This window comes from Pseudomonas sp. NUPR-002, from assembly GCF_056322725.1.
On record NZ_CM150476.1, the window covers coordinates 5,748,093 to 5,774,337 of the forward strand.

Consider the following 26,245-nt stretch of genomic DNA (forward strand, 5'->3'; position numbering starts at 1 on the left):
GAGTCAAAGCAGCCGACCCAAGCCTGCCAGCAAGCGCTGCAAAGCGCCCTGGTTGGCTTGCATGATTGCCAACCCTGCCGCCCCCATGCGCTGCGCATCACGTGGCAACTCGATCAAACGCCGTACGGCAGCTGCCAGCCCTTGGGCATCGTCCACTTCCTGCAAGGCTCCGGCGTCACGTAGCATTGCGGCAATTTCCAGGAAGTTGAACAGGTGCGGGCCGCTCAGCACGGGCAACGACAGCGCCGCAGGTTCCAGCACATTGTGCCCACCGTTGGGCACCAGGCTGCCGCCGACAAAAGCGATGTCGGCCAGGGCATAGAGAAACAACAGCTCGCCCATGGTGTCGCCAAGCAGCACTGCTGTCTGTGCTGTCACCACTTCGGCGCTGGAGCGGCGCACGGTGGGGAACTGCGCCGCACATAACGCGTACACCGCATTGAAGCGTTCGGGATGGCGCGGCACCAGGATCAGCAAGGCATCGGCATGATGCTCAAGCAACTGGCGGTGCGCGGCCAGAATCACTTCGTCTTCGCCCTCGTGGGTACTGGCGGCAATCCACACCGGGCGCTGACTGGCCTGCCACTGCTCACGCAAGGCGCGGGCGCGCGGCAACAACTGGTCGTCGATACGCAGGTCGAACTTGATCGAGCCGGTCACTTCCACACAGTTCGGGCGCGCACCCAATTGGCGAAAGCGCTCGGCCTCGGTCTCGGTCTGCGCCGCGATCAGGCTCATTTCTGCCAGCATCGGCCGGGTCAACCCGGCGAAGCGTGCATAGCCACGGGCCGAGCGCTCAGACAAGCGCGCATTGGCCAGGGCCACGGGAATGCCGCGTTTAGCACATTGGTGGATATGGTTGGGCCACAGCTCAGTTTCCATGATCACCGCCAGCTTCGGCTGCACGTGATCAAGAAAACGCCCCGCCGCCCACGGCAGGTCATAGGGCAGGTAACAATGCTGAATGCGCGGCTCATCGGCGAACATCGCCCGCACCCGTTCCGAGCCAGTTGGCGTCATGCAGGTGATGGTGATCGGCAGCTGTGGATAAGCCTGCAACAACGCACGAATCATCGGCGCCGCTGCGATGCTTTCGCCCACCGACACCGCATGCACCCAGATCCCGCCGCGGCGCATCGGCGGCAGGTTCATCGCAAAGCGTTCGCCAATGCGCTGGGCATAGGCCGGTGCCTTGCGCGAGCGCAGGAACAGGCGCAGCGCAACCAGCGGCAGGCCCAGGTGAAACAGCAAGGTATAGAGTGTTCTGTTCATGGCGCCGAAGTGTACTAGCCAATCGCTCGCAAGTGCACTGCGAAGCGCTCGGCCAGCCACTGCGCGGCAGGTCCGAGGGGTTCATCGCGGCGCCACACCAGCTCCACCACCAAGGCGGGCGGCGTCCATTCACTGATCAGTTCAACCATCTGTTCATGGTAGGTCGGGTACTGCACCACATGCCGGGGCAACCAGGCCCAGCCCAGACCACGCATCAGCAATTCGGCCATTGCGTAGAAACTGTCGGCCCGCCAGACCTGCGGGCTGATCGGCTCGCCTCCGGGGTAACCACTTTCCTGTGGGGCGATCAGCAACTGCCGATGGCGCGCCAGTTGCTGCCGATTGACCCGGCCGAGCTGCGCCAAGGGGTGGTTGACGGCACATACAGTGACCATCTCCACCTTGCCCAAGGCACGGCGTTCCAAGGCCGGCGGCATGCGCTCCGGACGAAACAGCAAGCCCAGGTCAGCGCGGCGCTCGACCAGCTTGCGCGCCACATCGCCCTGGGCGCCGCTGGCCAGTTGCACTTCCAGCAAGGGGAACTGCTGCGCCAGCTCATCAAGGCTGTCGATCACCGGTTGATAGGGCATGGCTTCGTCCTGAGCAACGCGCAGTTGCGCTTCTTGCCCACGCATCAGTGCCAGCGCCCGGCCGTCGAGGCGCTCGCATTGGCGCAACAGTTCACGCGCCTCCTCCAGCAACGCCGCACCCGCCTCGGTCAAACGCGGCTGACGGCCGCTGCTGCGCTCGAACAGGGTCACGCCCAGATCGGCCTCAAGCAAGGCAATGGCATTGCTCACCGCCGATTGCACTTTGCCCTGAGCACGGGCCACCGCTGAAAACGAGCGCTGCTCGGCCACGCCGACAAACAGCCGAAGTTGTTCCAGATTCCACTGTTGCGCCATGCAACCTATCTCCAGAAAAGATAGGTAATGACTTTACCCCAACCAGGCTTGCTCTAAAATGCCCAGCCAGAACAGAGGAACACCGACATGAACGCCTACACCTACCTGGCTATCGCTATCTGCGCCGAAGTCATCGCCACCGCCTCGATGAAGGCCGTCAAGGGCCTGAGCACGCCTCTGCCCTTGTTGCTGATGATTTGCGGCTATGCCGTGGCGTTCTGGATGCTGACCCTGGTGGTGCGCAGCATTCCGGTGGGCATCGCCTACGCCATCTGGTCGGGCCTGGGGATTGTCTTGATCAGCGTTGCCGCACTGGTGATCTACGGGCAGAAGCTGGACATCCCGGCCATGCTCGGCATGGCCATGATCGTCGGCGGCGTGGTGGTGATCCAGGTCTTCTCGAAAACCGCCGGGCATTGATTGCGCTCACAGGCTGTATACTGGGCTTCTGTCCAAGCTTGTGAGGTGCATGCATGCCATCCGTTATTTCCACCGACGTCCTGATCGTCGGCGCAGGGGTCGCAGGCCTCTGGCTCAACGCTCGCCTGCGCCGCCTGGGTTATTCGACGGTGGTGGTGGAACGCGCCAGCCTCGGTGGCGAGCAGACCCTCAAATCCCAGGGGATCATTCATGGTGGTGCCAAGTATGCCCTGCATGGCGCGCTGACCGGTGCCTCTGAAGCCATTGCCGATATGCCGCGGCGCTGGAGTGAAGCCCTCAATGGCAGCGGCGAGCTGGACCTGACCGGTGTTCGTCTGTTGTCCGACGCGCATTACCTGTGGTCGCCCGGCACCATCGCCGGCAACCTCACCAGTTTCTTCGCCAGCAAGGCGGTACGTGGCCGCGTTGACCAGGTCAAAGGCGAGCAACTGCCCCCTGCCCTGCAAGACCGCGCGTTCAAGGGCAAGGTCTACCGCTTGGCCGAACTGGTGATTGATGTCCCCAGCCTGCTGACCCGACTCGCGCAACTGGCCGGTGACAGCCTGCTGGCTGGCGAGCGGATCGAACCTGTGCAAGAAGCGGGCGAACTGGTCGGCTTGCGCGTCGATGGCCGCGAGATCCGTGCTCAACGCATCGTCCTCAGCGCTGGCGCCGGCAATGCTGCCCTGCTCGAAGCCATCGGCCTGAGCCAGCCGGCCATGCAACGCCGGCCGCTGCACATGGTCCTCGCCAAGGGCCCTAGCCTGAAACCCTTGTATGCCCATTGTCTGGGTGGCGGCCCGAAACCGCGTATCACCGTCACCAGCCACCCTGCTGCAGACGGTCAGTGGGTCTGGTACCTGGGCGGCGACTTGGCCGAAGCCGAGGGTGTAGCCCGTGAGCCCGACGCACAGATTGCGGCGGCGAAAAAAGAAGTTGCCCACCTGCTGCCCTGGATCGATCTGAGCCAGGTGCGCTGGGCCACCGTACGTGTCGATCGCGCCGAACCCGAGCAATCTGGTTTGGTACGCCCGGACAACGCCTTCCTCGCCGAGCAGGACCGCCTGCTGGTCGGCTGGCCGACCAAGCTGGCGCTGGCACCGGACTTTGCCGACCGCGTGTTGAGCAGCCTTGAACGTGACGGCATCAAACCCGCCGCCCAGGCCGCCCTGCCTGACCTGCCCAAACCACCCCTGGCGGTGCCGGTCTGGGAGCAATTGCTGCCATGAGCCTGCCCACCCTGCACGCCCTGCACCGCCCGCTGGGCAGTACCGGATTGCGCGTCTCGCCGCTGGGTCTGGGCACGGTCAAGCTGGGCCGTGATCAAGGGGTCAAGTACCCCAATGGCTTCACTATTCCCGATGACGATCAAGCCCGCCTGCTGCTGGCTCAGGCCCGCGAGCTGGGCATCAACCTGATCGACACTGCGCCGGCCTACGGCCACAGTGAAGAGCGTCTCGGCCCGCTGCTGCGTGGCCAGCGCGAGCAGTGGGTGATCGTCAGCAAGGTGGGCGAGGAGTTCGAAAACGGTCAATCGCGCTTCGACTTCAGCGCTGCCCACACGCGCTTTTCCATTGAGCGCAGCCTCAAGCGCCTGGAAACCGAGCAGATCGATCTGGTGCTGGTGCATTCTGATGGCAACGACCTGCACATCCTCGAACACGAGGAGGTCTACCAAACCCTCGAAGCCTTGAAGCAGGAAGGCAAGATTGGCGCTTTCGGCTTGTCCGGGAAAACTGCAGCCGGTGGCTTGAAGGCGCTGGAGCGCGGCGATTGCGCGATGGTCACCTACAATCTGAACGAACAGGCAGAGCGTCCGGTACTCGACTATGCCGCTGAGCATGGCAAAGCCATCCTGGTAAAAAAGGCCCTGGCCAGCGGACACGTCTGCCTCAGCCCGGGTGTTGACCCGGTGCGTGCCAGCTTTGAACTACTGTTTAGTCACCCGGGTGTGAGCAGTGCGATCGTCGGCACCATCAACCCTGTGCACCTGGCGCATAACGTCGCCACCGTTGCTGACGTATTGAATCGCTGACGCCAACGCCGCCGTCGCGGCCGACCCCAACGCAAGAAGGAGCCGACATGCCGCGAACGCTGATCCGCAAGAATCCGAGCAACTTCAAAACCCTGCCACTGCACGTCGAAGCCAGCCCTGAGGGGCTGTGCTACCAGAGCATCGGCAAGCCTCAGAACTTCAGCCAGACCCAACAGCGGCGCAAGCAGATCCACCTGGCCGACACCCAGCGCTTTGCCGTTGAGCTGGCCAACCTGGGGGTTTCTGTACGCCTGACCCTGCACTGGCAGAACCGTGACTACTGGGTATTGGTGCGCCAGCGCCGCCAGGACCGTGGTGACGTGGTGTTGAAGCTGATCTCTGGTTATGTGCCCGCCCAGGAACTGAACCTGCCGCTGCACACGGCTATCCAGGAAGTAGCCGAGGAGTGCTTGCTGGAAACGCCAGAAGGCTGGTTAGGGGGGCGCTTTAACGACACCTGGTTACCGGCTCCTTACGCCGATGCCCTGCACTACCGTGAAGCGCTGCCTTTTGTGCTGACCCCGCAATCTGGCGCGGCAAGGCCGGTGCACTGCGCCAACCTACAACTGCTGGAACGGCCCAGGGCTTACGTGCATCTGCCGACAGCGTCACTGCAGTTGATCTATGACCTGCGCCTGCAGGTACCACGCGAAGCCAAACCGCTGAGCCTGTTTCATGTCGACGAGCGCCTTGAAGGCAACCAATTGGTCGCCCGCCTCAATCGCTCCCGTCCCGACTTGTACCTGATGCCGTTGGAGGATGGACATCCTCGCGCCGAGCTCTACACCTTGAAGAAAGACCGCCTGGTACCGGCGAGCACACGCGGCCTGTACCTGGCAGAAAGCTTTGCCCGGCAAGAGGGATGGGTGGTCAGGGATGAACGGGTACGCTGGAAGGACTGGGTCAGCCAGCAAGGGCTGGCAGTGCCGAAAGCGGACAGCGGGTTGCAGCGTTTGACGGGCAAGGCCCGGGAGTTGTTGCAGCTGGCGCGTGGTGGCGTGCGTAAATAGCTTCGCGGGGCAAGCCCGCTCCCACAGTGGGAGCGGGCTTGCCCCGCGAAGGCTTGATCAGTTTTTGCGAATCTTCTCGACAATGGCCGTGGTCGAGCTGTTTTCCACCAGCCCCAACACCTTCACCGTGCCGCCGTAAGCCTTGACGATATCGGCGCCAACCACCTGGTCGATGCCGTAATCCCCGCCTTTGACCAGCACATCGGGCTTGACCTGGCTGAGCAGGTTTTCCGGCGTACCTTCAGGGAAGCTGATCACCCAGTCCACCGCGCCAAGACCGGCCAATACCGCCATACGCCGATCCACACTGTTGATCGGTCGGCCAGGGCCCTTCAGACGGCTGACCGAGGCGTCATCGTTGACCGCGACGATCAAGCGATCACCTTGCGCACGCGCCTGTTCCAGGTAGGTCACATGACCGGCATGGAGGATGTCGAAACAGCCGTTGGTGAAGACGATCTTTTCTTTGTGCGCGCGGGCATCGTCAATGGCCAGCAACAACTGATCGAGGCTCAGCACACCGCGCTCCGAACCTTCTTCACGCTGAATCGCGCGGCGCAGTTCCGGCGCGCTGATGGCGGCAGTACCCAGCTTGCCGACCACGATACCAGCGGCCAGATTAGCCAGGCCTACGGCATGAGGCAGGTCTTCGCCGGCAGCAATGGCGGCGGCCAGGGTCGAAATCACCGTATCACCAGCACCGGTGACATCAAAGACTTCGCGGGCACGGGCTGGCAGGTGCAAAGCAGGATGCTCGGGACGCAACAGGGTCATGCCATGTTCGCCACGGGTCACCAGCAAGGCCCCCAACTCCAGCTCACGCATCAGCTGGCCACCTTTGGCCACCAGCTCGGCTTCGTCGGCACAGCGACCAACGATGGTCTCGAACTCGCTGAGGTTTGGCGTGATCAGGCTGGCGCCACGGTAGATCGAAAAATCTTTGCCTTTGGGATCAGCCAGCACCGGAATGCCTTTGGCACGCGCAGCCTGGATCAGGCTCTGATGGTTCTTCAAGGCACCTTTGCCGTAATCCGACAGCACCAATACTTTGACCCCATCAAGCAGGGTGTCGACTTCTGCACCCAACGACAGCGGATCGGTGGCGAAGGGTTCTTCGAAGTCGATGCGCAGCAGTTGCTGGTGACGGCTCATGACCCGCAGTTTGACGATGGTCGGCTGGTGCGCAATGCGCTGGAAGATCGAGCGCACACCGGCGGCCTGCAGGCTGTTGGCCAGGCTCTCGGCAGCTTCGTCCTGACCGGTAACGCCGACCAGTGCGGCGGGTGCACCCAGGGCCGCGATGTTCAAGGCAACGTTGGCCGCACCACCAGGACGGTCCTCGATCTGCTCGACCTTGACCACCGGGACCGGGGCTTCAGGTGAAATCCGAGAGGTACCGCCATGCCAGTAGCGGTCGAGCATGACATCGCCCACCACCAGCACCGGGGCTTGATCGAAACGCGGCATGGACAACTTCATGGGCAACCCATATATACAAAATTAACAGGGGCGGGATATTAGCACAGGCAAAGCTAAGGCTTGATTGCTGCCTTTCCGACAAGCTATTGCAAGAAAACCTATTGCAAGAATCCACCGGAGCCCAGGACGGGCTCCGGCATCAGGCTCAGGTGATGTCGGCCTTGGTCGGTTCGTCCAGGCCCATGGCGTGAAGCCTGGCGTAGTAACCGTTGGCCGCCAGCAACTCGGCATGCGTGCCACGCTCGACCAGCTTGCCCTGATCCATGACCAGAATCATGTCAGCCTTTTCGATGGTCGACAGGCGGTGAGCGATAACCAGTGTAGTACGCCCCTTCATGACATGATCGAGCGCGGCCTGAATATGCCGCTCCGACTCGGTATCCAGGGCCGAGGTGGCCTCATCGAGGATCAGCAGCGGCGCATTCTTGAGCAGCGCCCGGGCAATTGCCAGGCGCTGACGCTGGCCGCCGGAGAGCAACACGCCATTCTCGCCTACCTGAGTATCGAAGCCCTGAGGCAACTGATCGACGAACTCCTTGGCGTACGCATCAGCCGCCGCAGCCTCGATTTCGGCCCGCGGTGCACCGGCCAGATCACCGTAGGCAATGTTATTGGCCACAGTATCGTTGAACAGCGTGACATGCTGGGTCACCTGCGATACATGGCGGCGCAGGTTGCGCAGCTTGTAGTCCTCGATTTCCACACCATCGAGCAGGATTTGCCCCTGATCATGGTGATAGAACCGGGGAATCAGCGCCGCCAGCGTCGACTTGCCGCTGCCCGAGCGCCCCACCAGAGCAATCATTTGCCCGGGTTCGGCGGTGAAGGAAATATCCGTCAGCACCTGACGCTCGGTACCTGGGTAGGTGAAGTTCAAATTGCGTACTTCCAGACGCCCTTCGACCCGATCCAACTCCACGGTGCCGTCATCGACTTCCGGTTTTTCATCCAGTTGCTCGAAAATGCTTTCAGCACCCGCCAAGCCCTTCTGGATGGTCGAGCTGACTTCCGACAACTGACGAATCGGCTTGGGCAACAGGCCGGCAGCGGTAATGTAAGCAACCAGGTCACCCGCCGTGGCATCGCCGCGCAGGAACAGTACCAGGAACATCAGCGCAGCCATCGCGCTGTAGATCACCAGTTGCAGCATCGGGGTATACACCGCCCCGGTCTTGGTCATGCGCAGTTGTTTGTCGGTATTGCTCTGGCTGGCATTGGCAAAACGCTGCTGCTCATAGCTCTCACCGCCAAAGCTGCGCACCACGCGATAGCCCTGAATGGTTTCCGAGGCCACGTGGGTCACATCGCCCATCGCCACCTGAATCTTCTTGCTCTGCTTGCGAAACTTCTTGCTGGCACTGCCGACCATCAGGGCAATGACTGGCAGGATTGCCAGCATGACCAGGGTCAGCTTCCAGTTCATCCACAGCAGGTAAATGAACAGGAACACAACCGTCAGGCCTTCACGGATCACCACCTTGATGGCATCGGTAGCCGCACCGGTGACCATGGTCACGTTGAAGGTAATACGTGAAATCAGATGGCCGGAGTTGTGGTTATCGAAGTAGCGGTTCGGCAGCACCAACAGCTTGTTGAACAACTCAACCCGCAGGTCATGCACCAGCCCGAGCGAAACCTTGGCCAGAAAGTAGTTACCCAGGAACGAGCCCAGGCCTTGCCAGGCGGCGATCAGCACGATCAGCAGCGGTACGGCCTGCAGCAGTTGCAGATCGCGCAAATACGGCACGTTGGGGAACAGCACCGCCTGGGGGTTGCTCAAGCCATCGACGAAATACTTGAGGATGCCTGCCAGCATGGGCTGGGTGGAGGCAAAGATCACGAAACCGAGGATACTCAGCACGAAAATGCCGATATACGGTTTCACATAGCTCAGTAGCCGGAAGTAGATTTTCAGGCTGGAGCTGCTCTGCTGCTCCGCCTTTAGCGGTGTTTCGGCCATCGTCGAGCTCGCTGTTCAGATTGAACCGGAAATTTTATCACAGCCCGGGCGACGGGCATGCATCCAGACCAATGCCATTGCCAAGCCCACCGGCAGCCAACTGATGAACCATTCGGCCCGCGGCGTGCCTGTCAGGCTTGCAGCATCGAACTGCATGGCCAGGGTAGAGAACAACCACAGACCCATCAGGCCCTTACCGATCGTCGTAGCGCGAACCCGCCAGATTTCCCGCAGCACACAGAGCCAAACGGCCAACCACAGCAGCATGCCGGGAATGCCCAATTCGATTGCGATATGGGTGAACATGTTGTGGGTGTGGTCGAACGGCATGCCCACGGCCATAACCTTATAGAAGCTACCCAAACCGAGCCCTGTCCAGGGATGTTCTGCGATCATCTGCAAACTGGAGTGGAAAATTTCCGGCCTGTACGACGTACCACGCCCCGTGATTTGCGCGTACATGAATACAAAGCCTGCGATTGCAGTTGCGACCGTGCCCAGAGCGATAACGCAGCTCCAGCGATCGCGGCGCCACAAGGGCATGGCGACCAATGTAATCAGCAATGCCAAGGCTGCGCCTCGGCTTTGGCACAACAGCAGAAATGCGCCCAGGCTTAACAGGGACAACGCCCAAAGCGCCTGGAACCAGCGTTGTTTTGGCATGAAATGCAGCATCCAGACTATGGCTGCAGTAATGACATACGCGCCTAGTATCGGATGAGAAACCTCACCGACGCCCAGCAGTCGGTAATGCCACGGAAATCCTCGCACACCGTAAAACTGATAAATCGAAATCGCTGATGCGACTCCCAACCCAATGCCACCCCATTGCATTAGCTTGATCAGTCGTTCGTAGTCCGCATTGGCCAACAGCGGAAAAAACAGTAAGAAGAATGCAATATACAACAGCCGCTTGAACTCACGGCCAGGCTCCTCACCAGTAGCCCAGGAAAGACTCAACGCCGACCACAACAGTAGCAGGGAAACCGACAGACACAGGCCGCGCTGCGATCGCCAGAGCTCGGCCAATACACCACGCGCAGACCACAGCAGTGCCAGCGTAGGCAGCCAAAGGAACAACACCAACCCCTGTTGATAGATCTTGTTGCTCGGTGCCAGGGCAATCGCCATCAAAAACCAAAGAAACCCTATCGCCAGCCAGGTCTGCGCCCAGCGCCTTGCGTACATCATCCGTAACCCCATCAAATCAATCACACCGGCATGGTGCATCTTTATACTTTTCGGCATTATGGCCGGTCATTATGCTTGCCAGTAGACAAGGCCCCTTTTCATGCAATGTTTCCGGCTACCCCAGGTCGACCTCAACCAGCTCATCCTCGGCGCCCAGGTGCTGGAGGCTGACAGCTATGGTGCCAAAGTTTACCTGCTAAGTGATGGCAATATCCTCAAGCTCTTCAGGCGCAAACGGCTAATTTCATCTGCCTTGCTGCGACCTTACTCGCAACGCTTCATCGACAACGTGTTGCAGCTGGAAAAGAAGGGAATTCCGACGCTAAAGGTGCTGAAGTATTACAAGCTGGAAGCGCCAGGGATGACTGCAGTGCTGTACCAGCCACTGCCCGGCGAAACCCTCAGCCAACTGTCCCGCAAAACCGGTTTCAGCTGGCAGGAGCGTCTGCCGGATCTAGTGGCCCTGGTACGCAGGCTGCATAACTCGGGCGTCTATTTTCGCTCGCTGCACCTCGGTAACATCGTCGTGACGCCAGATCAGCAAATGGGCCTGATCGATGTGGCTGATATGCGTTTCATGAGGGCGCCACTGTCCCGACGCATGATCAAGCGCAACGTGCAGCATTTCGCCCGCTACATTGCCCGGGAGCGTCTACAGGATCAGTTTCCACTCGCCGAGCTGGAGCGCGCCTTGCTGGGTTAAGCCCTCAGGACTCACCCAGCAAATCGCTGGAGATTTGACTGAAGCGCTGCCAGGCCTGCTCGGGGGCCAGCGCCTGGCACTGCGCCTGGGCCACCTGACTGCCATCGAGAGCAACACTCTCGACAATTGCCTGCCCCCACGCCGCCACATCGCCAACGCGAACATAGCACCCAGCCTCACCCAGTTGCTCACGAAACACCGGCAACTCGCTGCACAGCACCGGCACATCGGCCATTACCGCTTCTTGCAGCACCAGCCCCAGGCCCTCGGATCGAGAGGGGATCAGCACCCAGTCGAATGCCCGGTACAGCGTCGACATCTGACGGCAATGGCCTTGCAGCGTGACAGATGTCTCCAACCCCAAAGCCTGAATGCGAGACTCGAGCACCGAACGCTGATTGCCTTCACCGAGAATCACCAGATGCATATCGGGACGCTGCTGCCGTGCTTGCGCAAAGGCATCGAGCAGGTTGTCGAAGCCCTTGCTGTCGACCAGGCGCCCCACCGCACCCAATATCGGCCCCCTCTTGAGCGGCAACCCGAGTACCTGACGCGCCGCTTCGCGTGATAGCAAAGCCTTGCGAAACCCTGACGGCTCAAGCGCCGAACGCAACACTTGCACCGGCACGCCAAGGTCTTGCTGCAAATTGGCAGCCAAGGTCTTGGAAACCGCAACGAGTTTGACCTGAGGCGCGTCAAAGCTGCGCAACAACGCAATGTCACCACGGTGCAGGCGTGTCTTGCCATGAAAGACTACAGTCGCACGCACGCCAGGCAGACGCCGCAACGCTGGCAGGACCAACCGTGACACACCCAGCCCATCGAGCAGCAGCACTTGAGTCCCACCCTTTACCAGGGCTTTACGGAAACGACTGCGCATCCACGGCCGCAGCAACCGCCACAGATGCCGCCCTTTGAGCAGACGCTGCGACAACTGCCACTCACGCGTAGCGCCGTCATTGCAGCACGAACCCTGCCCCTGAAGAAGCCAACTGCTGACCGAAGCGCCCGGTGCCGCGTGGGAAAGAATCTGTTGATGCACCTTGTGCACCGAAACGTACGGCGCGCCGCCCGCCCACATGATATTGACGATGTTCACGGGGTATTACCCCTTGTTTTGGACCGGACTATGCGCAGATGAACCAAGTCAATGTGCAAAGAAACCCACTCCCGCCCCCAGAACTACACCGACTACCAGTATCACCAGCAACTTGACCCGATCACGCTTGCGCCGCCGCGCCTTACGCCGACGCTCGCCGGGCAGGCTCACATGCGCGCCGAACCCGGTGTGCAGTACTGCATCACCTTCGAGACTCACAGCAGTGAGATTCAACTCGGCATAGCGTTTGGACAGTGCCTTTTCACCAGCATAGGCGGCAAATGGCGCACAGCGCTGATAATCACTCAGCCGACGCAAACCTGGGTTCAACGAGAAACTCTGCCATTCCGGTTTGTCCGAAAGCACTGGGTAACAGGCAACACCGCCAATGACCTGGCGCTCGCCCATGCGCAGGTACGGGCTGTGCACTTTCAAGTCATGGGCATAGCTGCGCAACCAGACCTGAAGCAGCTGCGGACTCACGTCCAGAATGCTGCGCGAGTCCTCGACAAAACCTGGGCGATAGAACTCCCAGTCATCCTCGCAGTGAAAGATGTAGGGGGTTTTGACGTGACTGTAGGCCAGGTCGATCGATGGCAGTTGCCCCAGTTTTGGCCGATTGACGAACACTGTGCAGTGCGGCTTCCAATGCTCAGGCACAGCCTGATGAACAGCGTCATCGCCGGAGTCTTCAGTGATGAACACTTCGCGGATCGGTGCAGTGTTGAAACGATCGAAGCTCTCGAGCGTAATCTTGAGCAGGTCGAACCGCCCGCAACTGGTAACCACCAGGGTTACATCACTGTCTTCACTGAATCGCACCGGATTCTCTCCCCATCTTCTGTATGCTGTTGTTCAAGACCACGCCCCTTGTGCGGGACAATCGGCTCATATGCCCAGTCTCAAACGCAAACGCTGCCAACCGGTCAGGGCTGGACGGGAACGCAGAGGTGGCTGCATTTTTTCTACGATGCTGCGCCCCACTTGGGCGAAGCTGAACTGCGAAACAGCCAGATCACGACCATTTTTGCCAATGCTTTCGACCAAGGCGGGGTCGGCACGCAATACTTTCAGTTTTTCCTGCAAGCGGGCAATGCTGTCATACAGCACGACGTTATGCATGTCTTTGAGGCCCAGGGCGCGATTCTCCGCCTCGCCCTGATCAAAAGCCAGTAGCACACAGCCACAGGCCATCGCCTCGAAATTCTTGATCATGTACTCGCCCATGCCGACATCGGCACTGACGAAGAAACGAATACGGTTGAGCGTGTCGCAATACTCTTCGCCGGATTTGGTGCGTGTTACCAGCAGGTTTTCAACCTGAGCGAGCTCATCGAGCAATGCCTTGCGCCCACTGTAAGCGACACTGTTGGTGCTGCCGACAAACGCCAGCTCGATATCCCGCTCACGGCCCTGGTCGGCCAACAATTGCTGGTCGTAACCTTTGGGTACAAATTCGGCATCGAAGCCTTCCTGGCGCAGACGCTCACTGACCATGTACCCGGAGCTGATCACACGCGCCCACGGCAACTGCCGGTAGTGCGCACTGAATTTACCGGTGTACTTGCACGGGATGTAATTCTGATAGGCGTCGTGCTCGAGGATGACCAGGTTTGGCACGGTACGGATAAAACCGACCTGACGGATCTCTTGCTTGAATCGCAGGAAAAACACGATCCGGTCATACTTTTCGACGTCGACTTCACGATGGAAATAACTGCGCAGGTTGCGCTGATCGGCACTGCTGAGCCAGCGCAGATCGCATTCGCAATGGGCGGCGACGCCGTCATAGAGACGGTCGAGGATTGCCCGCTGTTCCTTCTGCACCAGAAATAGAACTTTCATTGTTTTCCTTGCGGCCTTTGCTCAGCCGCTAACAGTCATGCGCCAGGATCAACGATCACGGCGCCAGAACAATTCATGACGACGCACGGCCTTGCGGAAAAACTCGTTCTCGCCATAGGGCGAGGTTTTTCGGCCTGCCAGCCAACGTTGGAGCAAGCGTCGAATGCGACGCTTGAACGGTGCCGGCGGCTGCAAGTCATGCATCATGCCCAACGCCATCGCCTTGTCACGCTGGGTCGCGAGGTCTAGCGTCAGGCTGTACGGCGCCCAGATCTGACCATTCTCCAACTGTGGCGGCAAGGCTACGCCTGCACCGCTATCACCCATCGGCCAACGGTCGTTGTCATGCAGGTGGTTGGCATAGCCCAGTACGGTTTCCGGCTGCCACTCCAAGCCCTGCAAGGCTTCAAGCACTGCGGCTTGCGCACAGATATGGTCAGGGTGCGGGTCAAGACCCGGATGAGGCATTACCAGCACCTGCGGACGCGCTTTAAGCAGCACCTCGCGCAGGTCGGCCAGCAGGTTGTTCCAGGTGGGTGCGCCATCCTGATCACTCGGCAACGCCATCAGGTTGAATTGACGGAACAGGCGGGTATCGGCCAGGTCCGCCTCGCGGGAGGAAACGGGCTGATCCGGCGCCGCCTGCATGGCCGGCAACTGCAGGCAAAAATACCCCAGCTGTACACACTGCGACTCAGGAACACCCGCCCAACGTGGCACGGCAATGCTGTCCCAGGCGCGCAAACGGCCCTTCATACGGGCAGACTCAACCTTGCTCATGCCCATCTGCTGATAGTGCTCAGCCTCGATTTCGCCAGCGGTCAGGGTGACCACCCAAGTCTCTTTCGCCTGGCTGTAGAGGCCGTAAGCAGCCAGCTCGGCATCGTCGGCATGTGGTGCGATAACCATCACGCGCTTGTCGCGCAGGTCACTGCCAGCGGCTACCCACAACCGACCTTCAGCAGGCAGTCGGCAATGACGCCCAAGCAAGCGCAACTGCCCGGCCGCCAGCGGCTCGGCGAGCCCGGTCAGGTTAAGGTAACGCAGACCCGCGACACCACGCTCGAAGGTTTGTCGGTCGTCGCTGTTCAGCGCCACCGAAGGATCAAGCAAGCGCCCCAGCCAGCGGCTCTTGAGACGCAGCTCCAGCACCAGGGTTTCGTCCCCTGCAAGCTGCAACGGCGCCTGCGCCTGAACGACGCCATCGACCAGTTTGACCGGATGCGCCCTGCATTCGGGTGGAAACTGATACTGGTAATCCTCGCCAGGCGAGTAGAACAGGTGGTCGGCGAACCAGGCCTCATGCGCAGCCCACAGCAGTGGCAGCAGCAACAGCGGCAACCACCAGTGCACAAAGACGCCCAGGCCCAGCAGCAGCACCAAGCCGACCAGCAAGCCCATGCGCTTGTTGCGTCGGTGCTGTTTGAGCAATTGCTGCTTGCGGCTCACACCTGAAACACCGGCACGGGGTTGCACCAACGATCTTTGTACTCTCGATCGGCGCGACCAAAGGAAAACCGCAGTGGTTTATTGCGCGCCCGGGCATCTTCCCAGGCCGCCTGGGTATTGAGGAAACTCAATACGCTACCGGGGCTGAACGCCTTGGTTTGCGGGTCAACACCACCGTTGATGTACTCGACACTGATCCACTCTGGTGCTTCCACCCGGTAGACCAACTGAATGGCAATCGGCGCATCCTCAAGAAACAGCACCGAGCCGATCAGCAGTTCGCGCAGACGCTCGATCACCTCGGCCATGCGTTCGGCACCCGTAGCCGGAAACCCCCAGCGACGCTGGAACAGATCGCAGTAGATCGCTGCCAGTTCACTACTGGTGAACGACGATACCGGGCGCACCTGGCCGCCCGCCTCTTCCAGCAAGCGCAATTCGCGACGCTGGTTGTAGCGAAACTTCTTCGACAACTCTTCAGGCGTGCGCGCCATCGCCAGCGACTCGGCTTGCGGCTTGAGCTGGGTGAAGCGGCCCTGATTGAGCTCGGACAAGTAACGCCCGGCATGGCGCAGCGGTGCCTGGGCATCGGCAGCGGCAGGCAGAATCAGCTCGGCGTTACCCAAGTCGTACAAACCCTTCTTGCCATGACGCTTGAGTACGTCTTTTGACAACGCCAGGTAACGCCCCCAGGTAGGGATCGCCGCCTTCAGCTCGCCATCGCGCTGCCAACCGAGGTAGCGCACCGGAATCTGCGCCAGCTCTGCCAGTTGCTCGACCACCAGCGGGTGCGTGGCAACACTGCCACCGAAGCGCTGCCAGGCCTGCGCATACGCCGCCCCATCGATCTCGCTCCAGCCGCGCTCGCGCCAGCCTTGAATTCGATTGAGCATCAAACCTCCGCAGTCAACGCACGCACCGCTGGCAACTGCCAGAACGTATCGCGCACAGCACTATCGGAAAAACGCTCATGCAGCCGCGCAAGCATGCGCTCGGCACACTCCTGGCGCTGCCCTTGATCAAGCACGGCCAGATGCTGCAACCCTTGGGCCAGACGGCTGGCGTCTGCCAACGGGAACAGAATACCGACACCCTCAACCACCTCCACGGCGCCACCACAGGCGGTTGCCAGCACCGGCACGCCAGCGACCATGGCCTCCAGCAGCACCATGCCGAACGGCTCGTGGTCGGAGCTCAGGGCAAAAGCGTCGAACGCCTGGAAGTAGCGTCGGGCATCAGCGACCTGGCCAAGAAAATCCACTTGCCCAGCGATACCCAATTCGACCGCCAGGTCCTTCAACGACTGCTCCAGTCGTCCCTTGCCGAGAATCGCCAGGCGCGCACCGGCCGGCAAGCCTGGCAACGCCTCGGCAAAGCCACGCAGCAAGGTGGCCTGGTCCTTGTCTGGGTGCAGGCGCCCGACATTGCCGACAATCCAGGCCTGTGGGTCCAGCCCCAGCGCTTGTCGCGCCTCGGTTGCGGGCACCAATGCAGACTGCAGTGCCTCGATGTCGATGCGGTTGTAGAGGGTCTGAATGCGCTCAGCTGGCCACTTGGGCAAGCACTTGCGCATGTCGTCACGCACCGCGTCGGAGACACCGAGCAAGCTCAAGCGCTTGGCGAACAGGTTGGCGAACAGCCGACGACTGCTGCGCTGATAGTCGCCAAACGCGTGATGCACACCGATCACCGGCAAGTTACTGCCAAGCAAGGCGATGTAGATCGGCTTGAAACGGTGAGCGATGCAGAAACTGAAATTACGGCTGGCAACGATCCGCCGTAACGCGCGGATCGCCCCCAATTTCAGGCCACGGATAGCCTTGGAGCTGAACTCCAGGAAGATCACCTCATCAGAGGCGCAACCGGCGGCCACCTGCGGATCGGCAGCACCGGTAAGGAACACCGTGGTGACCTTGTAGTCGCTGCCGTTGAACAGGCTGGCGTACTGCCGCGCGCAGTCCAGAAACGGACCGTCATAGCCGTGGCAGAACTGCAGGACGCGCTTTTCAGCCCTGGACGTCATAAGTGTTCGCGCCGTCCTTGACTACCAGAATGTCTTCCATGATCAGGTACTGCAGGTCCGAACCGAAGAACATGTTCAGAGCGTCGGTCGGCGAGCAGATCATGGGCTCACCACGGCGGTTAAGCGAAGTGTTGAGCGAAACACCATTGCCGGTGAGTTTTTCCAGCGCCTTCATCATGTCGTAGTAGCGCGGGTTGTATTCGCGCTTGAGCACCTGGGCCCGCGAGGTGCCGTCTTCGTGGACGACCTCTGGCACACGGGTTTTCCACTCTTCAGCCACTTCGAAGGTGAAGGTCATGAACGGTGCCGGGTGATCGATCTTGATCATCTGCGGGGCGACGGTGTCGAGCATCGACGGGCAGAAAGGCCTCCAGCGCTCGCGGAACTTGATCTGATGGTTGATGCGGTCGGCAACGCCGGCCACGCTTGGACAACCAATGATCGAACGACCACCCAGAGCACGCGGACCGAACTCCATGCGCCCCTGGAACCAGGCCACCGGATTGCCATCGACCATGATCTGGGCGATCTGCTCGGGCATGTTTTCCAGCTTGCGCCATTTCGGCTGGCTCGGGTGACGGGCACAGGCGGCGATCACGTCCTCGTTGGAGTACGCAGGGCCGAGGTAGACGTGTTCCATCTTCTCGACCGGCACACCGCGGGCGTGGGAAACATAAGCTGCCGCACCCACTGCAGTACCGGCGTCACCGGAAGCAGGCTGAACGAACAGCTCCTTCAGATCAGGACGGGCAATGATCTTCTGGTTGAGCTTGACGTTCAGCGCGCAGCCGCCAGCGAAGGCCAGCTTGCCGGTTTCCTTGAGGATGTCGCCCAGGTAGTGGTCGATCATCTGCAGGGCGATCTTCTCGAACAGCGCCTGCATGCTCGCAGCGTAGTGAATGTACGGCTCGTCGGCGATGTCGCCTTCGCGCTTGGGGCCCAGCCATTCGATCAGCTTCGGCGAGAAGTAGAAGCCCTTGCCCTTTTCTTTGTAACGGCGCAGGCCGATAACGTTGGCATAGTCGGTGTTGATGACCAACTCGCCGTTCTCGAAGCTGGCCAGACGCGAGAAGTCATACTTGCTGGCGTCGCCATACGGCGCCATGCCCATGACCTTGAACTCGCCATCGAGCATTTCGAAGCCGAGGAACTCGGTGATCGCGCCATACAGGCCGCCGAGCGAGTCCGGGTCGAAGAATTCCTTGATCTTGTGGATCTTGCCGTTTTCGCCGTAGCCAAAGAAGGTTGTGGCGTATTCGCCTTTACCGTCGATCCCGAGGATCGCGGTTTTTTCCTTGAAGCCCGAGCAGTGGTAGGCACTGGAGGCGTGCGCCAGGTGGTGCTCGACCGGCTCGATCTTGACCTTCTTCGGGTCGAAGCCCAGTTGCTCCAGGCACCAGACGATTTTCTTGCGGTAGCGCTTGTAGCGACGGTTGCCCATCAGGATCGCGTCCAGCGCACGGTCCGGGGCGTACCAGTAGCGCTTGGCGTAGTGCCAGCGGGCCTTGCCGAACAGACTGATCGGGGCAAACGGAATGGCCACCACGTCTACGTCAGACGGCTTGATCCCCGCCTGTTCCAGGCAAAACTTCGCCGATTCGTAGGGCATGCGGTTCTTTGCATGTTTGTCGCGCACGAAGCGCTCTTCTTCAGCGGCGGCAATCAGCTTGCCGTCGATGTACAGGGCCGCGGAAGGATCATGGCTAAGGGCGCCGGACAGGCCAAGAATCGTCAATGCCAAGGGTCTAGCCTCTTCAAACTGTAAATATGCGCCCTGGCCCCGTGGGGCGAGCGGCAACGAAAGAGCGGGATTATAACCCAAACTGTAGGAGCGGGCTTGCCCCGCGATTGTTGCGAGGCAGTTACACTCTGTCGCGGGGCAAGCCCGCTCCCACAACCGCAGTTATTCGGCGATCAGCCAGTCCATGCGCCAGCTACCTTGGGTCTGCGCCAGCACTTGGGAGAGCCACGGCAGCAATTCACGCAGCTCATCTTCCAGCCCCCATGGCGGATTGGCGATGACCAGCCCGGAGCCATTCAGACCCTGCGGACTGTCCTGGGGATGCACATACAACTCGACGCGCAGCAGCTTAGGGGCGCCAGTACTGGTCAGATCCTGATAGAAACGCACCAGCTGACGCTGATCCTTGATCGGATACCAGATCGCCGCGACGGTCTGGCGCATGCGACCGATAGCCTCTTTCATCGCTACCGTGCAACGCTTGAGCTCATCAGGCTGCTCGAACGGCGGGTCGATCAACATCACCGCGCGTTTTTCCTGCACCGGCAGCAGCGCCCGCGGCACATGCCAGCCTTCACCCAGGTGCACCGTCACACGCGGATCTTTCTTCATGTTGTCTTTGAGCATGCGCCCGTCTTCAGGGTGCTTCTCGTTGAGCAACACGCGATCCTGCTGGCGCGCCAAGCGCCGGGCCAACTCGGGCGAGCCTGGGTAATAACGCAATTCACCGTCGGGATTCATCTTGCGCAGAATGCGCAGATAGTCAGCGGCCACCTCCGGCAGGTCATCACGCCCCCAAAGCCGCCCGACACCTTCAAGCCACTCACCGGTGCGTGTTGCCTGATCACCCTGCAAGTCATACAAGCCAAGACCGGCATGGGTATCGAGGTAGGCGAACGGCTGCTCCTTGCGCGACATCAGCGCAATCAGACGGGTCAATACAAGGTGTTTGAAGACGTCGGCATGGTTGCCGGCGTGAAAGGCGTGACGATAGTTCATGGCAACTCCTGCAAGACTGCGCAGTTTACCTTGTCGCGCCAGGCTGTGGGGCAACTGTCTTGCACCATCTGTGGGAGCGGGCTTGCCCCGCGAACACGGGCGAAGCCCGTGCCATTCACCGCAGTGCCTGCATCGCGGGGCAAGCCCGCTCCCACAGATGAGGCAAGACAGTTCCCACACAAAAAAATGGCCCGACCTTCAATGAAGGCCGGGCCATTTTCACGCGGAGTTCAGCAGTCGATCAATGACCGGCTTTGAACGCCTCATCTGCAGTTTCGAAACGCGAAACCATCGCAGCCGACGGGCTACCCGCCTTACTGACAATGTAGATAGCCAAGGCGCCCAGGATGAAGCCTGGGATAATTTCGTACAGACCCCAGATAGCGAAGTGCTTCCAAAGGACGACAGTAACCGCACCCACCAGGATACCGGCCAACGCGCCATTACGGGTCATGCCTTTCCACAGTACCGAGATCAGTACAACCGGGCCGAAGGCGGCACCGAAGCCGGCCCAGGCATAGCTGACCAGACCCAGTACACGGTTGTCCGGATTGGAAGCGATCATGATGGCGACTACTGCCACCAGCAGCACCATGGCGCGGCCGACCCAAACCAGCTCGACCTGCGAAGCGGTCTTGCGCAGGAAGGTCTTGTAGAAGTCTTCAGTCAGGGCACTGGAGCACACCAGCAGCTGGCAGCTCAGGGTACTCATGACCGCAGCCAGAATGGCCGACAGCAGTACACCGGCGATCCATGGGTTGAACAGGATCTTGGCCAGTTCGATGAACACACGCTCATGGTTCTCGGTAACCGGACCGGCAACTTCCGGGTGCGCCGAGAAGTAGGCGATACCGAAGAAGCCCACCGCACAGGTACCCACCAGGCACAGGATCATCCAGGTCATGGAGATGCGACGGGCCTTGGCGATCGATTTGACCGAGTCGGCAGCCATGAAGCGCGCCAGGATGTGCGGCTGACCGAAGTAGCCCAGACCCCAGCCCATCAGCGAGATAATGCCGATAAAGGTGGTGCCCTTGAGCATGTCGAAGTTCGCCGCATCCTTGGCCTCAATGGCCAGCATGGTGGTGTCGAAGCCACCGGTGGCGATCAGCACGATCACCGGGGTCAGGATCAGCGCGAAGATCATCAGCGTAGCCTGAACGGTATCGGTCCAGCTCACCGCCAGGAAGCCGCCAACGAAGGTGTAGGCGATGGTCGCCGCCGCACCTGCCCACAGCGCTGTCTCATAGGACATGCCGAAGGTGCTTTCGAACAGGCGGGCACCGGCAACGATGCCGGAAGCGCAATAGATGGTGAAGAACACCAGGATCACGACAGCGGAGATGATCCGCAGCAGACCGCTCTTGTCTTCGAAACGGCTGGAGAAGTAGTCCGGCAGGGTCAAGGCATCGCCGTTGTGCTCGGTCTGCACACGCAGACGACCGGCAACGAACAGCCAGTTCAGGTAGGCGCCGATGATCAGGCCGATGGCGATCCAGCTCTCCGACAGACCCGACATATAGATGGCGCCCGGCAGGCCCATCAGCAGCCAGCCACTCATGTCCGAGGCACCGGCGGAAAGCGCCGTTACAACGCTACCCAGGCTACGGCCACCAAGGATGTAGTCGGAAAGGTTGTTGGTGGAGCGATAGGCCATGAAGCCAATCAACACCATTGCCGCGATATAGATCACGAAAGTGATCAAGGTTGGATTGCTTACACTCATTGTTGCGCCCTGGCGTTTGTTTTTATGTAGCGACAGCCTCAGAGGAGGTTGCACCCAGGCCGCGAATCCTATGCAACAACGCAAAGTAGGTGCAACCAGTTTTTACAATACAGTTGCACCTCGTCGGATTTTTTGCGCACTAGCGGTTTTTTGCTCCTTTTTGGAGCAAAAAGCGTCGCCAACCGAAGAAAGTGCACCACAAACAACCATTCGTCCCCTGGGGTTTTACCCACCAGACGAGCTGCACTTTTTTCCTACAGAATTTGGGTTGCACTAGGTTGCACCCAGATTCGCGCGCGGCTAATCTTGACGCTAGCTTACGCCACAGCCTGTGGCAATAATGAGGATAAGAAATGGCGACGACCACCCTTGGGGTCAAACTTGACGACCCTACCCGTGAGCGACTCAAGGCAGCTGCGCAGTCCATCGACCGCACGCCGCACTGGTTGATCAAGCAAGCGATCTTCAACTACCTGGAGAAGCTCGAGGGTGGTGCCACCCTGACCGAACTCAACGGTCAGGCCATCGGCAATGGCGATGAAGTCGGCGAAGTGTCGGGCGATCACGCCCACCAGTGCTTCCTCGAATTTGCCGAAAGCATCCTGCCGCAGTCGGTACTGCGCTCGGCCATCACGGCCGCCTACCGTCGCCCAGAGCCAGAAGTGGTGCCAATGCTGCTGGAGCAGGCGCGCCTGCCTGCCGCCATGGCCGAAGCCACCAACAAGCTGGCTGCTGGCATTGCCGAAAAACTGCGTAACCAGAAGAGCGCCGGCGGCCGTGCCGGTATCGTTCAAGGCCTGCTGCAAGAGTTCTCCCTGTCGTCCCAGGAAGGCGTGGCCCTGATGTGCCTGGCCGAAGCACTGCTGCGTATTCCGGACAAAGGCACTCGCGACGCCCTGATCCGCGACAAGATCAGCACCGGCAACTGGCAGCCGCACTTGGGCAACAGCCCGTCGCTGTTCGTCAACGCTGCAACCTGGGGTCTGCTGCTGACCGGCAAGCTGGTCTCGACCCATAACGAATCCGGCCTGACCTCCTCGCTCAGCCGCATTATCGGCAAGAGCGGCGAGCCGATGATCCGCAAGGGCGTCGACATGGCCATGCGCCTGATGGGCGAGCAGTTCGTTACCGGCGAAACCATCGCCGAAGCCCTGGCCAACGCCAGCAAGTTCGAAGCCAAAGGCTTCCGCTACTCCTACGACATGCTCGGCGAAGCGGCACTGACCGAGCACGACGCACAGAAATACCTGGCCTCCTACGAGCAAGCGATCCACTCGATCGGTAAAGCCTCGCACGGTCGCGGCATTTATGAAGGCCCGGGCATCTCGATCAAGCTGTCGGCCCTGCACCCACGCTACAGCCGCGCCCAGTACGAGCGCGTGATGGAAGAGCTGTACCCGCGCCTGCTGTCGCTGACGCTGCTGGCCAAACAGTACGACATCGGCCTGAACATCGACGCCGAGGAAGCCGACCGCCTGGAGCTGTCGCTGGACCTGCTCGAGCGTCTGTGCTTCGAGCCACAACTGACCGGCTGGAACGGCATCGGTTTCGTTATCCAGGCCTACCAGAAGCGCTGCCCGTACGTGATCGACTACGTCATCGACCTCGCCCGCCGCAGCCGTCACCGCCTGATGATCCGTCTGGTAAAAGGCGCCTACTGGGACAGCGAGATCAAACGCGCCCAGGTCGATGGCCTGGAAGGCTACCCGGTCTACACCCGCAAGGTGTACACCGACGTGTCCTACATTGCCTGTGCACGCAAACTGCTGTCGGTACCGGAAGTCATCTACCCGCAGTTCGCGACCCACAACGCCCACACCCTGTCGGCGATCTACCATATCGCCGGTCAGAACTACTACCCTGGCCAGTACGAGTTCCAGTGCCTGCACGGCATGGGTGAGCCACTGTACGAACAAGTGGTCGGCAAGGTTGCCGATGGCAAGCTGAACCGTCCGTGCCGCGTATACGCCCCGGTTGGTACTCACGAAACCCTGCTGGCTTACCTGGTCCGCCGCCTGCTGGAAAACGGCGCCAACACCTCGTTCGTCAACCGCATTGCCGACCAGTCGATCTCGATCCAGGAACTGGTCGCCGACCCGGTTGCCACCATCGAGCAAATGGCTACTCAAGAAGGTAGCGCCGGCCTGCCGCATCCGCGCATTCCACTGCCGCGTGACCTGTACGGTGCCGAACGCGCCAACTCTGCTGGCATCGACATGGCCAACGAACATCGCCTGGCCTCGCTGTCCTGCGCACTGCTGGCCTCCGCGCACAACGACTGGAAAGCCGCCCCGATGCTCGGTTGCGCCTCCAGCAATGAAGCTGCCGCTGCGGTCCTGAACCCGTCTGATCACCGCGATGTGGTCGGCCACGTGCAAGAAGCCACCGTTGCCGATGTCGACAACGCCATCCAGTGCGCACTCAACGCCGCGCCAATCTGGCAGGCCACGCCGCCAGCTGAGCGCGCTGCGATCCTCGAGCGTGCCGCCGATCTGATGGAAGCGGAAATCCAGCCGCTGATGGGCCTGCTGGCCCGTGAAGCTGGCAAGACCTTCGCCAACGCCATCGCCGAAGTGCGTGAGGCCGTCGACTTCCTGCGTTACTACGCCGTCCAGGCCCGTAACGACTTCAGCAACGACGCCCACCGCCCGCTAGGTCCGGTGGTGTGCATCAGCCCATGGAACTTCCCGCTGGCGATCTTCAGTGGTCAGGTTGCCGCCGCGCTGGCTGCGGGCAACCCGGTACTGGCCAAGCCTGCCGAGCAAACCCCGCTGGTCGCCGCTCAGGCTGTGCGCCTGCTGCTCGAAGCCGGTATCCCTGAAGGCGTGGTGCAATTGTTGCCAGGCCGTGGTGAAACCGTCGGTGCGCGCCTGGTCGGTGACGACCGCGTCAAAGGGGTGATGTTCACCGGTTCCACCGAGGTTGCTCGTCTGCTGCAACGCAACATCGCTGGCCGCCTGGATTCCCAGGGCCGTCCGATCCCGCTGATCGCCGAAACCGGCGGCCAGAACGCAATGATCGTCGATTCCTCGGCGCTCACTGAGCAAGTGGTTATCGATGTGGTTTCCTCGGCCTTCGACAGCGCCGGTCAGCGCTGCTCGGCACTGCGCGTACTGTGCCTGCAGGAAGACTCGGCCGACCGCGTGATCGAGATGCTCAAAGGTGCCATGGCCGAAAGCCGCCTGGGCAACCCGGAGCGCCTAGCCGTAGACATCGGCCCAGTGATCGATGCAGAAGCCAAGGCTGGCATCGAGAAGCACATCCAGAGCATGCGCGACAAAGGTCGTTCGGTGTACCAGATCGCCATCGCCGACGGCGAAGAAATCAAACGCGGCACCTTCGTCATGCCAACCCTGATCGAACTGGAAAGCTTTGACGAACTGCAGCGCGAAATCTTCGGCCCGGTACTGCACGTGGTGCGCTACAACCGTAAGAACCTCGACCAGCTGATCGAGCAGATCAACGCTTCCGGTTACGGCCTGACCCTGGGTGTTCACACCCGGATCGACGAAACCATCGCCAAGGTCATCGACAACGTCAACGCCGGTAACGTCTACGTCAACCGCAACATCGTCGGTGCCGTGGTCGGTGTCCAGCCGTTCGGTGGTGAAGGCCTGTCGGGTACCGGTCCGAAAGCCGGTGGCCCGCTGTACCTGTACCGCCTGCTGTCGACCCGTCCTGCCGATGCGATCGAGCAATCGTTCCAGCGCACCGACGGCGACAACACCCCGGACACCCGTCTGCGTGATGAACTGAGCAAGCCGCTGCAAGCGCTGAAAGCCTGGGCTGCAAGCAACCAGCTGAACGAACTGGGCAGCCTCTGCGAGCAGTTCGCCAAGCAGTCGCAAAGCGGTATCAGCCGTCTGCTGGCGGGCCCGACCGGTGAGCGCAACAGCTACACCATCCTGCCGCGCGAGCACGTGCTGTGCCTGGCAGAGGTCGAAGCTGACCTGCTGACGCAACTGGCTGCAGTGCTGGCGGTTGGCAGCTCGGCCGTATGGCCAGAGGGCGAACTGAGCAAAACCCTGCGCAACCGTCTGCCCAAAGAGGTTCAGGCGCGCATCAAGCTGGTCGGTGACTGGACCAAGGACGAAGTAGTGTTCGATGCCGTCCTGCACCACGGTCATTCCGATCAACTGCGTGCGGTCTGCGAGCAAGTGGCCAAGCGCGCCGGTGCCATTGTCGGTGTTCATGGCCTGTCGTCGGGCGAAACCTCGATTGCCCTGGAGCGCCTGGTGATCGAGCGCGCGCTGAGCGTCAACACCGCTGCAGCGGGTGGTAACGCGAGCTTGATGACCATCGGCTGATAGCCTTAAGCAACAAATCGCGGGGCAAGCCCGCTCCCACAGGTGGATTTGAAACCTGTGGGAGCGGGCTTGCCCCGCGAT

20 protein-coding genes are annotated in these 26,245 nt (G+C 60.7%); 6 read left to right on the plus strand and 14 right to left on the minus strand.

Annotation, left to right across the window (positions count from 1 at the left end):
* Window positions 1-3 precede the first annotated feature (3 nt).
* Together waaA and ACVWSC_RS26495 are read right to left on the minus strand one after the other, a co-directional pair.
* On the minus strand, window positions 4-1,272 hold the full coding sequence (waaA, locus tag ACVWSC_RS26490; RefSeq protein WP_442110258.1) for a lipid IV(A) 3-deoxy-D-manno-octulosonic acid transferase: 1,269 nt from the start codon (window positions 1,270-1,272) through the stop codon (window positions 4-6).
* A gap of 14 nt (window positions 1,273-1,286) precedes the next feature.
* Window positions 1,287-2,177 (minus strand): LysR family transcriptional regulator, encoded by an 891-nt coding sequence (locus tag ACVWSC_RS26495; RefSeq protein ID WP_442110260.1) that lies wholly within the window; start codon window positions 2,175-2,177, stop codon window positions 1,287-1,289.
* An 87-nt stretch (window positions 2,178-2,264) separates the two neighbouring features.
* Between ACVWSC_RS26495 and ACVWSC_RS26500 the strand changes: the two genes are divergently transcribed.
* The 4 genes from ACVWSC_RS26500 to ACVWSC_RS26515 are packed head-to-tail and all read left to right on the plus strand — an operon-like array spanning window position 2,265 to window position 5,642.
* On the plus strand, window positions 2,265-2,597 hold the full coding sequence (locus ACVWSC_RS26500; protein WP_442110262.1) for a DMT family transporter: 333 nt from the start codon (window positions 2,265-2,267) through the stop codon (window positions 2,595-2,597).
* A gap of 53 nt (window positions 2,598-2,650) precedes the next feature.
* Window positions 2,651-3,826 (plus strand): NAD(P)/FAD-dependent oxidoreductase, encoded by a 1,176-nt coding sequence (locus tag ACVWSC_RS26505; protein ID WP_442110264.1) that lies wholly within the window; start codon window positions 2,651-2,653, stop codon window positions 3,824-3,826.
* Window positions 3,823-4,632 carry an aldo/keto reductase gene (locus ACVWSC_RS26510; protein ID WP_442110266.1) on the plus strand — a complete coding sequence of 270 codons (810 nt, stop codon included), beginning with the start codon at window positions 3,823-3,825 and terminating at the stop codon, window positions 4,630-4,632. Before ACVWSC_RS26505 ends, ACVWSC_RS26510 begins: the two co-directional genes overlap by 4 nt.
* Before the next feature lie 47 nt (window positions 4,633-4,679).
* Entirely contained in the window at window positions 4,680-5,642 is a 963-nt protein-coding gene (locus tag ACVWSC_RS26515; RefSeq protein ID WP_442110268.1) for a metal ABC transporter ATPase, read from the plus strand.
* A 57-nt stretch (window positions 5,643-5,699) separates the two neighbouring features.
* On the opposite strand, the gene hldE is transcribed toward ACVWSC_RS26515, so the two are convergent.
* The 3 genes from hldE to ACVWSC_RS26530 form a co-directional block, all read right to left on the minus strand.
* The gene (gene hldE / locus ACVWSC_RS26520; RefSeq protein WP_442110270.1) at window positions 5,700-7,121 is read right to left on the minus strand and encodes a bifunctional D-glycero-beta-D-manno-heptose-7-phosphate kinase/D-glycero-beta-D-manno-heptose 1-phosphate adenylyltransferase HldE; all 1,422 of its coding nucleotides are present in this window, start codon (window positions 7,119-7,121) and stop codon (window positions 5,700-5,702) included.
* A 145-nt stretch (window positions 7,122-7,266) separates the two neighbouring features.
* The gene (gene msbA / locus ACVWSC_RS26525; RefSeq protein ID WP_442110272.1) at window positions 7,267-9,081 is read right to left on the minus strand and encodes a lipid A export permease/ATP-binding protein MsbA; all 1,815 of its coding nucleotides are present in this window, start codon (window positions 9,079-9,081) and stop codon (window positions 7,267-7,269) included.
* A gap of 15 nt (window positions 9,082-9,096) precedes the next feature.
* The gene (locus ACVWSC_RS26530) at window positions 9,097-10,272 is read right to left on the minus strand and encodes an O-antigen ligase family protein (protein ID WP_442114377.1); all 1,176 of its coding nucleotides are present in this window, start codon (window positions 10,270-10,272) and stop codon (window positions 9,097-9,099) included.
* A 100-nt stretch (window positions 10,273-10,372) separates the two neighbouring features.
* Between ACVWSC_RS26530 and ACVWSC_RS26535 the strand changes: the two genes are divergently transcribed.
* Window positions 10,373-10,975 (plus strand): BUD32 family EKC/KEOPS complex subunit, encoded by a 603-nt coding sequence (locus ACVWSC_RS26535; protein WP_442110274.1) that lies wholly within the window; start codon window positions 10,373-10,375, stop codon window positions 10,973-10,975.
* 4 nt (window positions 10,976-10,979) lie between these two features.
* On the opposite strand, the gene ACVWSC_RS26540 is transcribed toward ACVWSC_RS26535, so the two are convergent.
* The 9 genes from ACVWSC_RS26540 to putP all read right to left on the minus strand — a co-directional run bounded on the left by ACVWSC_RS26540 (window position 10,980) and on the right by putP (window position 21,857).
* Window positions 10,980-12,074, minus strand: coding sequence for a glycosyltransferase (locus tag ACVWSC_RS26540; RefSeq protein ID WP_442110276.1), 1,095 nt, complete (start codon window positions 12,072-12,074; stop codon window positions 10,980-10,982).
* A 48-nt stretch (window positions 12,075-12,122) separates the two neighbouring features.
* Window positions 12,123-12,896, minus strand: coding sequence for a glycosyltransferase family 2 protein (locus ACVWSC_RS26545; RefSeq protein WP_442110278.1), 774 nt, complete (start codon window positions 12,894-12,896; stop codon window positions 12,123-12,125).
* Between the two features lie 66 nt (window positions 12,897-12,962).
* A complete protein-coding gene (locus ACVWSC_RS26550; RefSeq protein WP_442110280.1) occupies window positions 12,963-13,919 on the minus strand; it encodes a glycosyltransferase family protein in 957 nt (318 codons plus the stop codon).
* 48 nt (window positions 13,920-13,967) lie between these two features.
* A complete protein-coding gene (locus tag ACVWSC_RS26555; protein WP_442110282.1) occupies window positions 13,968-15,368 on the minus strand; it encodes a PIG-L deacetylase family protein in 1,401 nt (466 codons plus the stop codon).
* On the minus strand, window positions 15,365-16,261 hold the full coding sequence (locus tag ACVWSC_RS26560; RefSeq protein ID WP_442110284.1) for an antimicrobial resistance protein Mig-14: 897 nt from the start codon (window positions 16,259-16,261) through the stop codon (window positions 15,365-15,367). The genes ACVWSC_RS26555 and ACVWSC_RS26560 overlap by 4 nt, the downstream gene beginning before the upstream one ends.
* Window positions 16,261-17,391, minus strand: coding sequence for a glycosyltransferase (locus tag ACVWSC_RS26565; RefSeq protein WP_442110286.1), 1,131 nt, complete (start codon window positions 17,389-17,391; stop codon window positions 16,261-16,263). Before ACVWSC_RS26565 ends, ACVWSC_RS26560 begins: the two co-directional genes overlap by 1 nt.
* Window positions 17,375-19,132: a carbamoyltransferase family protein gene (locus ACVWSC_RS26570; RefSeq protein WP_442110288.1), complete on the minus strand. Its 1,758-nt coding sequence runs from the start codon at window positions 19,130-19,132 to the stop codon at window positions 17,375-17,377. Before ACVWSC_RS26570 ends, ACVWSC_RS26565 begins: the two co-directional genes overlap by 17 nt.
* A gap of 162 nt (window positions 19,133-19,294) precedes the next feature.
* Window positions 19,295-20,131 (minus strand): 23S rRNA (adenine(2030)-N(6))-methyltransferase RlmJ, encoded by an 837-nt coding sequence (locus ACVWSC_RS26575; RefSeq protein WP_442110290.1) that lies wholly within the window; start codon window positions 20,129-20,131, stop codon window positions 19,295-19,297.
* Window positions 20,132-20,372: 241 nt separating this feature from the next.
* Window positions 20,373-21,857 carry a sodium/proline symporter PutP gene (putP, locus tag ACVWSC_RS26580; RefSeq protein WP_442110292.1) on the minus strand — a complete coding sequence of 495 codons (1,485 nt, stop codon included), beginning with the start codon at window positions 21,855-21,857 and terminating at the stop codon, window positions 20,373-20,375.
* 353 nt (window positions 21,858-22,210) lie between these two features.
* Between putP and putA the strand changes: the two genes are divergently transcribed.
* Window positions 22,211-26,164: a trifunctional transcriptional regulator/proline dehydrogenase/L-glutamate gamma-semialdehyde dehydrogenase gene (gene putA / locus ACVWSC_RS26585; protein WP_442110294.1), complete on the plus strand. Its 3,954-nt coding sequence runs from the start codon at window positions 22,211-22,213 to the stop codon at window positions 26,162-26,164.
* Window positions 26,165-26,245: the final 81 nt, after the last annotated feature.

Bases quoted from the DNA above. Each gene is read 5' to 3' on its own strand.
- ACVWSC_RS26495 (WP_442110260.1), bottom strand. From the start codon at position 2,177: ATGGCGCAACAGTGGAATCTGGAACAACTTCGGCTGTTTGTCGGCGTG.
- ACVWSC_RS26560 (WP_442110284.1), bottom strand. From the start codon at position 16,261: ATGCTCAATCGAATTCAAGGCTGGCGCGAGCGCGGCTGGAGCGAGATC.
- ACVWSC_RS26550 (WP_442110280.1), bottom strand. From the start codon at position 13,919: ATGAAAGTTCTATTTCTGGTGCAGAAGGAACAGCGGGCAATCCTCGAC.
- msbA (WP_442110272.1), bottom strand. From the start codon at position 9,081: ATGGCCGAAACACCGCTAAAGGCGGAGCAGCAGAGCAGCTCCAGCCTG.
- hldE (WP_442110270.1), bottom strand. From the start codon at position 7,121: ATGAAGTTGTCCATGCCGCGTTTCGATCAAGCCCCGGTGCTGGTGGTG.
- putA (WP_442110294.1), top strand. From the start codon at position 22,211: ATGGCGACGACCACCCTTGGGGTCAAACTTGACGACCCTACCCGTGAG.
- waaA (WP_442110258.1), bottom strand. From the start codon at position 1,272: ATGAACAGAACACTCTATACCTTGCTGTTTCACCTGGGCCTGCCGCTG.
- ACVWSC_RS26575 (WP_442110290.1), bottom strand. From the start codon at position 20,131: ATGAACTATCGTCACGCCTTTCACGCCGGCAACCATGCCGACGTCTTC.
- ACVWSC_RS26505 (WP_442110264.1), top strand. From the start codon at position 2,651: ATGCCATCCGTTATTTCCACCGACGTCCTGATCGTCGGCGCAGGGGTC.
- ACVWSC_RS26510 (WP_442110266.1), top strand. From the start codon at position 3,823: ATGAGCCTGCCCACCCTGCACGCCCTGCACCGCCCGCTGGGCAGTACC.
- putP (WP_442110292.1), bottom strand. From the start codon at position 21,857: ATGAGTGTAAGCAATCCAACCTTGATCACTTTCGTGATCTATATCGCG.
- ACVWSC_RS26500 (WP_442110262.1), top strand. From the start codon at position 2,265: ATGAACGCCTACACCTACCTGGCTATCGCTATCTGCGCCGAAGTCATC.
- ACVWSC_RS26565 (WP_442110286.1), bottom strand. From the start codon at position 17,391: ATGACGTCCAGGGCTGAAAAGCGCGTCCTGCAGTTCTGCCACGGCTAT.
- ACVWSC_RS26530 (WP_442114377.1), bottom strand. From the start codon at position 10,272: ATGATGTACGCAAGGCGCTGGGCGCAGACCTGGCTGGCGATAGGGTTT.
- ACVWSC_RS26535 (WP_442110274.1), top strand. From the start codon at position 10,373: ATGCAATGTTTCCGGCTACCCCAGGTCGACCTCAACCAGCTCATCCTC.
- ACVWSC_RS26515 (WP_442110268.1), top strand. From the start codon at position 4,680: ATGCCGCGAACGCTGATCCGCAAGAATCCGAGCAACTTCAAAACCCTG.